9 protein-coding genes are annotated in these 10359 nt (G+C 68.0%); 4 read left to right on the top strand and 5 right to left on the bottom strand.

The genetic code is table 11. The features are described from left to right. Positions 1–330: hypothetical protein (locus tag CHC05_RS41920; RefSeq protein ID WP_179266580.1), on the top strand; the 330-nt coding region annotated here is incomplete at its 5' end. Here CHC05_RS41920 and fxlM read toward each other — a convergent pair. The 4 genes from fxlM to CHC05_RS38865 form a co-directional block, all read right to left on the bottom strand. Next, complete coding sequence (gene fxlM / locus CHC05_RS38880) at positions 314–2428, bottom strand: methyltransferase, FxLD system (protein WP_089255672.1); 2115 nt, start codon at positions 2426–2428, stop codon at positions 314–316. The genes CHC05_RS41920 and fxlM overlap by 17 nt on opposite strands. A gap of 9 nt (positions 2429–2437) precedes the next feature. After that, a complete protein-coding gene (locus CHC05_RS38875) occupies positions 2438–3706 on the bottom strand; it encodes a lanthionine synthetase C family protein (RefSeq protein ID WP_089255671.1) in 1269 nt (422 codons plus the stop codon). Further along, entirely contained in the window at positions 3703–6741 is a 3039-nt protein-coding gene (locus CHC05_RS38870) for a lantibiotic dehydratase (RefSeq protein WP_089255670.1), read from the bottom strand. Before CHC05_RS38870 ends, CHC05_RS38875 begins: the two co-directional genes overlap by 4 nt. An 89-nt stretch (positions 6742–6830) precedes the next feature. Then, positions 6831–6965, bottom strand: a complete 135-nt coding sequence (locus CHC05_RS38865; protein ID WP_089255669.1) for an FxLD family lanthipeptide — start codon at positions 6963–6965, stop codon at positions 6831–6833. Positions 6966–7552: 587 nt separating this feature from the next. On the opposite strand from CHC05_RS38865, the gene CHC05_RS38860 reads away from it, so the two are divergent. Beyond that, entirely contained in the window at positions 7553–8599 is a 1047-nt protein-coding gene (locus tag CHC05_RS38860; RefSeq protein WP_089255668.1) for a helix-turn-helix domain-containing protein, read from the top strand. Beyond that, the gene (locus CHC05_RS38855; RefSeq protein ID WP_089255667.1) at positions 8596–8928 is read left to right on the top strand and encodes a PPC domain-containing DNA-binding protein; all 333 of its coding nucleotides are present in this window, start codon (positions 8596–8598) and stop codon (positions 8926–8928) included. Before CHC05_RS38860 ends, CHC05_RS38855 begins: the two co-directional genes overlap by 4 nt. Positions 8929–9142: 214 nt before the next feature. On the opposite strand, the gene CHC05_RS38850 is transcribed toward CHC05_RS38855, so the two are convergent. Then, on the bottom strand, positions 9143–9682 hold the full coding sequence (locus CHC05_RS38850; RefSeq protein ID WP_089255666.1) for a hypothetical protein: 540 nt from the start codon (positions 9680–9682) through the stop codon (positions 9143–9145). A 136-nt stretch (positions 9683–9818) separates the two neighbouring features. Here CHC05_RS38850 and CHC05_RS38845 point away from each other — a divergent pair, with 136 nt between their 5' ends. After that, positions 9819–10358, top strand: coding sequence for a TetR/AcrR family transcriptional regulator (locus CHC05_RS38845; RefSeq protein ID WP_176984862.1), 540 nt, complete (start codon positions 9819–9821; stop codon positions 10356–10358). The last annotated feature ends 1 nt before the right edge of the window (position 10359 follow it).

The raw sequence follows: 10359 nt of genomic DNA, 5'->3' as shown, positions 1-10359 counted from the left end.
CCGAACGGGGTACCGCTGCGCCCGGCCGCCGAGCCGGGCGAGGATCGCAACGACGGCCTGGACGTCGCTCTCACCGGCACCGTCACCGAGCTGCGCACGGCCATCGGGTCGGGCGAGGATCGCAACCAGGTCATCGACGCCACGAACAACGAATCGCTGCGCCCGGCCATCGCGTCAGGCGAGGATCGCAACATCCAATGGGCGAACGTCGTTGGCAGCCAGGCTGTTGGCCGCGCCCAGCCATCGAGCCAGGCGAAAACTACGCCACTTCGCGGGTGCTCAGCGGCCCAAGCGCTCGCTCCCGGGCATCGAGTCAGAAGACGACCGTGAGTGTGGTGTCCGGACGGCTGATGGTGTGCCGTCGGGTGCCAGTGTGGGCGGTTTGGGTGGGTGCCATCGCGGTTCGATGGGCGGTGATAGTGGGCTGGTCGGGTCGCCCTTGTGCGTCCCATCGCTCGAGCAGTTCGGTCAGGTAGGCGGCGAGTGGCTCGGCGTCGGGTCCGTGGGCGATTACGCCGAGTTCGTGGTGGTCGTTGTTCGTGGTGTTGAAGGCTGGGTAAGCGATGGTGCCCCCCTGATATAGAGCGGCACCGGCCCACCTGTAGGCGGGGGTGACCAGGCCGCTGGATCGGGCGTTGTCACTCACGCCGAGGCGGCCGAATGCTGTGGTGGTGTGGACGAGTAGCCACAAGTCGAGGTGGTGGATGGAGTCGGCGTCCGTGACGGTGATGCCGGACCAGCGCTTGTGTGGCGGATGCGTGAGCGCCTGGCCGAGGGCTTCGCGATCGGGTTTGTCGGCGGCGTCGAGTTTGAGGACTACCTCGGTGTCGAGCCGAACGTGATGATCAGCGTGCTCGGTGGTGCCGCGCATGGGGACGAATCCGCAGACCAGCGGTGATGTAGCGCTGAAGAGTTGGTCGGTGCCCTTGCGGTCGAAGGCGATGCAGCGGGTCAGTCCGCTTTCGTGCAGGCGCAGGGGTACGACGATGCGGCCGCTGGGTGTGAGCTGGTTCCACCATTCGGCGCTGATGTCCCAGGCTCCGGCGGTGACGATGATCCGGTCGTAGGGCGCGTGTTCCGGGTGGCCGAGGGCGCCGTCTCCGCACACCACCTCGACGGTGGAGTAGCCGGCACGGTCCAGGCCTGCGGCGGCCCCGTCGGCGAGGTCCTGGTCGAGTTCGATGGTGACGACCGTGCCGTTCGGGCCGGTCAGGTGGGCGAGGAGGGCGGCGTTGATGCCGGTGGCGGCGCCGATTTCGAGGATGCGGTCACCGGGGCGTGGGGCGAGTTGTTCGAGCATGTCCGCGACGAGGCTGGGGCTCGACGCAGATGACAGCGCCGCTCCCGTGGCGTCTCGCTTGGTCACGATCTGGCGCCGGGTGTAGACGGTTTCCAGCTCGACCCCAGGGAGGAACTGCTCGCGAGGCACGGTGCGGAATGCGTCTTCGACGGCCGGCAAGCCGAGGTGGCCGGCTTGTTTGAGTGTCGTGATCAGGCGTTCGCGGAGCTCAGCGGGAGCGGACGCTTCCGGGGTTGTGTTGACCGTTTTCATCGCTTCTACCCTACTGTCGGTGCTCGCCAGGTCGTCGATGGCGCGGCGCTCTGCTGCCGGGTGGCGTTGCTCGAAGATGACGTTCGCGGCCGCTGCGGCGAGCAGACCGGTATGAGCAGCGTTGATACCGAGTCGGTTGTGCAGAAACAGCGTGTGCTGGGTGAGGACACCGCGCAGATCGCGGGTCAGGGCGCTGTGGCGGTCAAGGTGCGCCAGCTCGTGGCCCGCGTGCTGGTACGCGTTCGGCCAGTCAGGGTTTGTGCTCAGCGGGCTATGGGGTGCGTGGTCGGTGGCGGTGATCAGTCGCTTGACGGCGGCAATGAGGCGGAGTGACGGCTGGGCTGCCTTCGGCGGTCGACGGTGTATGGCGACGTGGTGCCAGACGTCGCCCTGTTCGTAGAAGTCGAGTCCGGCGGCGCGCATGAGGCCGGTGGCGAGCAGGATGCTGAGTTCGCGGCGGTGGCTGCCGCCGGCGGTCGCGAGGTGGTGGAGCAGGTGGCGGCTGTCGGCGTGGAAGAGGGTGTGGGCGACGGTCATGGCCTCGGTGCCGCCGAAGGCGTGGATCTCGGGCCGGTAGAGGGGTTCGGCGACGCGACAGATGCGTTCGTCGTTCATGATCGCGGCCAGGACGGCATAGATGGTTCCGAGCCGATCGCCGGGTAGCAATCGCAGCCGCCACGTGTTGTTTTTGCGGATGAACCAGTACGCGACGACGGCGCCGGTGTCTTCGGCCGCTGACAGGGTCGGGGCCAGTCGTGTCGTCCCGTAGTGCTCGGCGGTCTGCCAGTCGGCGAAGGTGAGGTTGATCTGACGCCACCGGCTGGTCGGCTGCGGGTCAGGTGGTTGCTCGATGTCGGGCTCGTGGTCGGTGTCCACGGCGGTCTCCTAGTTGATCAGTAGGCTGGTGGCCCAGCGGATGTCGGTGCCGGTGCCGGTGGCGATGGTGTGGAGGGTGAGGGCCGCTCCCGCGTTTCCTTCGATGAGGCCGGATCGCGCCGGGGCGGTGGTGTCGGCGTGCTGGATCAGCCGCCGCACGATCAGTGGCAGGGCGCTGGCGAGGCCGGTGGAGCGGGCGTCGGCGGCGGCGTACCAGGTCGTGGCCGCGATCCCTGCCCAGCCGTGGCACAGCGACGGATCGATGACGCGGCCGGTTTGCTCGGGGTCGTTCAGAGAGTGGATGAGGGCGTCCTCTGCCGCCCGTTGCCGGTGGTGGTCGTCGAGGGCGATCGCGGCGAGCTGCTGGGCGCGGGCCAGGCCCGGGGTCCCGTAGCACCAGGAGGGTCGGTTCGGTCCGGGCGCGGCTGGTTGTCCGGCGTGAAGTTCAGCGGCGGTGAGCTTCTCTGGCCACCATGGTCCAGTCGGGCCGACCTGCCGCCAGGTGTCCAGCCAGGTACAGATGCGGCCGATCGCGTCGAGGTGTCCAGGGACGGTGATGTTCTGGCGCGCTGTGAGGGCCAGCAACGCCAGAGGGCCGGCGATGCCGTGTGCCATCCCGAGGTTGGCGTGCCCGCCGGGCACAGCGGCTTCGCGGTCGGCTGGGTCGGTGGTCCACCAGCCGGGGGCGGCTGCGCCAGTTTCGTCGGCGGCAGCGACGGGTTCGGCGAGTCTCACAAGGTAGGTCAGCACCTGGCGCAAGAGGTGTCCGTCGCGGTTGCGGCGCAGCAGGTGGGCACCCAGCCCGGTCAGCCCGCGTACGAGGTCGAACTCCGCCAGCGACGGCCGTGCCTGTTGCTCGAGACGAACCGCGGCGTCCTTGAGCCGGCGCTGCACCAGGTCGGCGACGGCGTGGTCAAGGATGTCGAGAGTGCGCGGGTGGGCGTGCGGCATGGCGATCGTCAAAGCGTGGGCGACGGCGGGGACACCAAACCAGAGCCCGGCTCCGCCGGTGTTGTTCAGCTGGTCGGCCGTGGCTTGTCGCAGCCACTGGTGGACCGGCTTCCATTCTCCGAGGCCCGTCTGTGCGCGTACGCCGTGCAGAATGGCGACCCCGGCGGCCCCTTTGGACAGTGATTGGGCATACCAGCGACTACTTCGTGGGCCGTAGTCATCCGGCCTGAAGTCCGGTACGGGCGGCTGGGCCAACTCGTCCGCGATGCGGGCGGCCAGGCTGCCGGCCGCACGATCGAGTGCGGGATCAGATAGCGCGTTGGTCATCCGAACGCCGCCTCAGCTGCGCGGCGTGAGCGCGATGCAGCCAACGCGACCTGGCGCGCGAGCCGGTGGGTCGACTGCTCGGCGGGGCCGGTCGGGCCGAAAACACGGATGTGGTGCAGGTGGAGCAGCGAGGCGAGCACCGAGTCCGCGGAAACAGCCCCGCCGGAGGCGGCGAGCGCGTCCGCGTAGCGGGCGGCCGCCGCGGCCCGTTCCTGCCACGCTTGGCGGACTGGCGGTGGCACGGCGCCTCGATGGAGGTTGATGACCTGGCGCAGGACCGCTCTGTCCATGGGCGGCAGTCCTGGCTGCTCTCGTTCAGCGACCAGCCATTCGTAGCCGCTGTCGCAGCTCCCGAGCATCGCGGAGGCCAGGTCGACCATGCTGACGGCGGTCAGCGCCTGCCTGTCGACGCGGCGGTCGACCGTAGTGCTCAGCTGAGCCAGGGCCGCGCGGGAGTCGGCGGCGAACAACTCGTGGGCGGCCGTCAGCGCCGGCTCGTCGCCGTACCGTCCGGACTCCGGTTGATAGGTGTCCAGCGTGAGGTCTCCGACAAGCCCCTGCTGTCGAAGCACGGCGGCCCACCGACCGAGCTTGCGAGCGGTGTCACCGTAGTCGTCGGTGTGCAGGCGAAGCCGCAGATGCGGGACTGGATGTCGCAGACGCACGATCCACCACGATGGCGGCTCGACCCACTCGGCGAGCAGTGCCGGCACCCCTCGTATCAGCACCGTGTCCATCGTGGCGGGATCGCAGGCGAGTGACGCCGACACCAAGCCGCAAGATCCTGGCATGATCGGCTGGGCCGGCATAGGCGGCGGCCACGTCGACCGTGCGATCACTGCGGCTGGCGCTGGGACGGGCGCGGCGGTGGAGGCGACAGGCAGCACGATCTCGTGTGCCCGGCCGGACAGCCAGCCGAAGTCGTCCCGGCCTGCCGCCTCCGTGATCGTGACGGCTGCCGGGCTGTTGTGCAGGTGGGCGCGCAGGAGTGCCCGGTCCATCGCGTGATCCAGGTTGAGTCGAAGCCGCTGATCGCCGTGACCGACCTGAACCCACCCCGGCAGGCCGAGCCTGTGGCGTAGCGCATCGAACGCAGCCGACCATTCGGCGTCTGCGACCTTGACGTTTGGCAGGACGGCCGGATCGACGAGCCATCGCGCAGCGGCGAGCAGGACTCGTCCGTACCGCAACGCGGGCAGAAACGGCAAGCACGTCGCTGTTCCCCAGGCGAACGGGACGAGCCGCGCATCAGTGGCCCGTGGCAGCTCGACAAGAAGCCGGGCGATCAAGGGCATCGTGTGCACCGCGGCGGCATGAGCCACGGTGGGTTCGACCACCCGCCGGCGTGACATCGACACCAGAACGAGCCGATCGCAGCCGGCCGCGACCCCGAGATCGTCGAGGTCGATCGCGTTCACCGCCGGAGGGCGATATTCGCCGAGCGAGATCAGCCACGGGAGTACCTGCCTGGCACGCAGAACGTTCTGCGAGTGGAGGTTGTGCGGAGGAAAGCTCACCTGCGCTGGCATTGCTCCCTCGACGGCCACCGGCAGGGCGGCGAACTCCCGGCTCATCCTTTCCTGGTCCACCGAAGGCAGCAGATCAAGAAACCGCCCTGACGTCGCCAGCGCCGACCGGCCCATCCCGGTCACCGCGACGGTGTAACGCCCGGCTGAGAGGTCGCCTAACGAGACCGCCCGTATCTCGGCCGAGACATCAACGTGTGAGCTGACGCGGTGACCGAGGTGGTCGGAGCCGGCCAGTGCCAGCACGGCCGCGTCATCGAGTACGACCTCACGTACGCCGTCGATCGACGCCTGCTGTGCCAGCGCCAACAACCGCTCGTCTCGAGCCGACACCAATGGCACGGCCTGGTCGGTCGGTGAATGAAAGTGCGTCGGGAACCCCAGACCGGTGACGGGATCGACCACCTCCGCGAGGGGGACGACAGCGGCCGTCCCGTAGCGGTCGACGAACCGGGCGCGGTAGGCGCGCCACTGCGGCCGACCTGTCGGGTCCGGCGTCAACCGTCGCAGGATCTCTGTTGCCACCACGATGTCGGCGGCTACCTGTTCGGGAAGCGTGACGCGATCGGGGAGCCGCAGATCGACCGCAAGAGGTTGGTCAGCTCTTGCCAAGCCGCGCATCTGCGCGGCAAGGGCACGCAGCTCGGCCGGCCGCGCGGCCCCTGCCTCGCCATGCGCGGCGCGCGATCTCAGCAGGACTGGCCGCTGGCTGTTGCCGTCACCGGTCTGAAAGCTGTCGAGGTGGCCGAGGACATGACCGATGGGGTCCGTACAGGTCGACGGCGGTCGCAGTGCGGAGACCAACACGCCCTGGTCGACGAGATCGGAGACCAGCGTCTGCGCGGACTCATGGGGAGACTCGGGAAAGGCTGCGGCGATCGTGTCGACCAGCTCCGACCACAGCATCGGCGCTGCGGCCGAAGAAAGCGCAAACCGCACCGCTGGCGTGTACCTAATCGAGCAGGTCCCCTCTCCCCGCACCGACGCGTGCGGCCGTCGTTGCACGATGACGCGAGATCCCTGCACAACGGCCAGGTTGTTCGACTGAACTCGCAGGCGGCGGCGACCCTCCGGATCGGCCTCAAGTTGGTGAACCAGCGATGCGAGCCAGGCTGCGTCCGGGCGTACCCGCGTAGCCGCCACCCCCGCGGACGCGACTACCGCGGCCGTGCCGAAACGTACGGCAGATACGCCGGAGAACAGTCCGAACGGTGTCGCCCGACGCTGAGCTCGCACGACGTATCGGGCCAACGTCAACACGACCCGCCAGATGCGATCTGTGTCCTGCTCCGCGCCCGAGCAAACCGCCTCCACCCGGGCGGCGAACTGCGGGCTGGCGGTCCAGACGGCATCGGCCAGCCCGACCGTCGACCACGTCGCCCGAAGCCAGCTGAGGATCGCTGTGGCATCACCGCTTGGCGGCCAAGCGACCGGAAGAGAAGTTGGCCATCGATGAGCGGAGATGCGGATCGTCGCGGCATCGACCCTTCGAAATGCGGTGGCGCTCATAGTCGGGCACCTCCCTAATCGTCGGCGTTCGGGGCATGTGCCGGCCCGATCGGGTTCGGGTCGCCGAGCGGGCCGGCACGTAGGTGGGACTAGCAGTCGCTGCCCTTCACCGTGTCGCAGCCGTCGTCCGTGCTGGACAGCAACGCTGCCGTCGCAGGACCTTCCGTGACGATCTGCACGTCGAGCTCGAACGGGTCACTGACGTCGTCGAGGTAGTCGTTCATGCCTTCCCTCCAAAGGGGATTCCAGGTGACGGGCGGGTAGCCCCCGCAGCTACCGGCGCGATGACGATGTGCCGCGACCAAGACGCGAAACGAATCGAGCGAAGGGGTCTTGTCGGCGTCTGCCATAGGCACGAACTGGCTTGGATTCCTGCTATCACTCGAGACAGCCACACCTGATCCGCACGCGCACCTGCCCATCGCATGGCCAGCGTCCTGACGATTCGGGCCGGCATCCGAGCTCAACCACGACATTCGAACGACGCGGACGTGGCAGCGGGGCGTCCCTGGCTCCAGCTGCACCTGGCCGCAACAATGCGTGGTCCGCGACGCACTAGACAAACCGCCATTTCCGTCTCCCCGGGTCTGATGGCGCACGCGGGGCGTATCGACACGTCCCGGGCACTGGCCTACCGTGTGAGCTGGACAGACCACGAGACGGGGCCGTGGCGCCGCACGTCTCGATCAACTCACCCTGCGACGCTGCATAGCGCCCGCCCCGTGGTCCTACCTTCGAGGGTGACGTTTGCGTCACCCGCAGTCAGCAGCAACGTGTGCCGCAAGAAAGTTGCCGCAAGGGGACGGAAGGCATGGACAACGGCCAGCAGCTGAGGCACGCACGCCGGGCAGCGAATCTCACGCTTTCCCAGGTGGGGGCCATTGGTGAGGTGTCCGCGAGCCATCTGTCCCGGATCGAAAACGGCGAGCGTGCCGTCACACCGGCCACGGTCGCGCTCTACCAACGAGCGGTGAACGAGGCCCTGGGCGAGGGCGCATCGCCTACCTTTAGCGCCGTGAGGCGTAAAGACTTTCTGGCCCTCGCCGGCGCTACAGTGGCCGGCGCGGTCGCAGCCGGCCCGGCGACAGCCGTAGACGCGGACGAGTGCGCGGACTGGCTCGCCTGGGAGACCTGGACGGCCGGGCGCGACCTGCACGAGACGGAGATCCCGCCGGACCGGCGGCCGGGCGTATCACTGATCGTACGCCGCCGCAGGGTCGTGCGGACCGCGGACGGGCTCATTCGGTTCCCGCATCCCGGGCTCATCGACTTCCACATCGGGCGGCGCGTCTTCGCCGGCGTCGCCTCGGGATCTTCCGCCACCCTCGAAACGGCCCAGACAACCCACGCGACCGACCTCGTGATCCGCGAATTCGTCGAACACGACCCACGAGCCGTCGCCGCCCTCAACCGGTGGATGACCGACGGCGGTACCGATGTCCTTCGGGTCAACGCGGCCGGCATTCTGGCGAAGGTCGCGGCTCCTGAAATCGCAGACCGGGTAATCGCGGCCCTGCGGGTCGACTCCGCAGCGCGCACGCTCTACGTGACCGCCGTCGCAAGTCGAGTCCTGGCCATCCCTTGGGATGCCGCCGCGAAGCTCGCCGGTGGGACGGAAGCGCCGCCTCACGACTCGGCAGTCCGGCTTGCCGGCGAGTTACGCAATCCGCGTGACGCGGCCGCGCGGTGGTGCTCAGCGGTGCTGCTCCACCAGACCGGCGGAGCAGCCGCCGAACCCGTGAAGGCGGCGGTCGCGGACGCCCTCCGAGCAGAGGCGTCCCGCGAGAATCTCCGAACCATGGCCGCCCTCCTAGCAGGCTCCAACCCGATCACCACGACGAACGAGAGACGCCGATGATCCTGATAGAGGTCGGAGCCGGCCAAGAAGTCATCCGGACCCTGACGGACGAGCTCGCCAAGCAAGGCGTCCGCAACGGCGCCATCGTGTCAATGATCGGAGCCCTCGAGGGGTGCGCGATCTCCACCATGGCGGCAGACGACTACGCAAAGGACATCGTCACCGAGTACACCGAGCCCATGGAACTGACCGGAACCGGTGAGGTCCGCGACGGAGCCGTCCACATCCACGTCGTACTGGGCCGACAAGGCGACGAAGCGAGGGCCGGTCACCTCCACTGGGGCAACGTAAACAACTTCTTCGTCAACGCCTACGTCATACCCATGTAGGCCCAGCACCTGAGCGGATCCCGATGTACCGAGCCGGCGCAGCTAGATGGACTTTCATGGGCGATGAGCGGACGCGACTCACCTGAAGGTCCGGGGGTGAACGGATAGCTGTGCGCTGCCGGGCCTGAGCACCTACAACGCGCTGGGTCGGGCTTGGCGGAGATCGACGAGATTATGGGGAGCTGACCAGTCGGTCAGAAACTGGCGCGGACCGTCAGATGAACGGGTGTGGGGCGAAGCTGATGCCGCCGCGTTCGGCCATTCGAAGCACCCTGTTGCCGTAGCGCGGGGGTTTGCGCAGGTGCAGGGTGTAGCGCGACGCCTGGAAGCGTAGGTCCGCGTCGCGGCCCTCGAGATGCCAGCGGGGCTCGCCGTCGGGTGAGGCGGGCTCTCGGCGCAGGCTCTTTAGCTCCAGCGGCAGGCATACCGACCGTAGGTCGCCGGAGATGTTCCAGACGTTGCTGAAGGTCAGGGTTGCCGGGGCTACCCAGTAGCGGATGTCTCGCATCGGGCCTGGGTCGAAGCGGCTCACGATGTAGTCCAGGTCCAGGTGGAGTTCTAGGGCCGACGGGGCCTCTGGGTCTAGGTCGTTCTGTTCCTGGAACTCTTCAGGGGTTAGGTCGTCGGGTGGGCCCTCGTCGTCGGTGATGGCTAGCGCGTGGATTCGGCAGTAGTCCCACGGCGTTTCCGCCAGGTCGTCGGACGTCAACGTGGCCTTTTGGAGCCCGGACTCGGGGTGCGCGACCGCCGTCATCCAGTGATTATCGCCGCCCAGCGTGTTGACGGCGATAGATGTTGATCAGCGATGGGTGTCACTCACACGTGTGACCTGGGCCACCGAACTGACCGCTCGGTCAGGTTCTGACCGAGCGGTCAGGGAGAATGTGTGGGTGGTTCGCATCCGGACGCGTGACGAGATCTTGCGGGTCGCCGGGGAGCTGTTCACCCGGTACGGCTTCAAGGGCACCTCGCTGCATGACATCGCTGCTGAGGTGGGGTGTTCCAAGGCCACCCTGCTCTACCACTTCGCCCACAAGGACGCGATCCTGCTTGCCCTCGTCGAGCCCGCCAGGCAGTCGCTGATCGACCTTGTCGCTCGCCTCGCCGGCGTCGATGACAAAGGGGTCCGAGACGCTGCCATCGGGGGGTTCATCGACCTTGTTCTTCGTTATCGGCGCGAGGTTGCGCTCATCTACGACGTCACTCCGCAGTTTCTTCAGGAGCCTGCGTTCGTGCGCGTGCGTGAACTGACCGACGCGCTCGTGGCTGGGTTTGCCGGGCGTTCGGCCGATCCCAACGACCAGACCGCGGCCAAGGTTTTGCTGGCCGGCATCGCCGCTGTGGTCATCGACGACAAGCGCGACGAGGTGGAGCTGCGGCCCGCGCTCGTTGCCGTTGCTCGTCGCGCTCTTATCCCCGGGAAGGACTGAC

Source organism: Asanoa hainanensis, assembly GCF_900188485.1.
Lineage (GTDB): Bacteria > Actinomycetota > Actinomycetes > Mycobacteriales > Micromonosporaceae > Asanoa > Asanoa hainanensis.
This window is presented reverse-complemented; position numbering and strand designations above follow the sequence as displayed.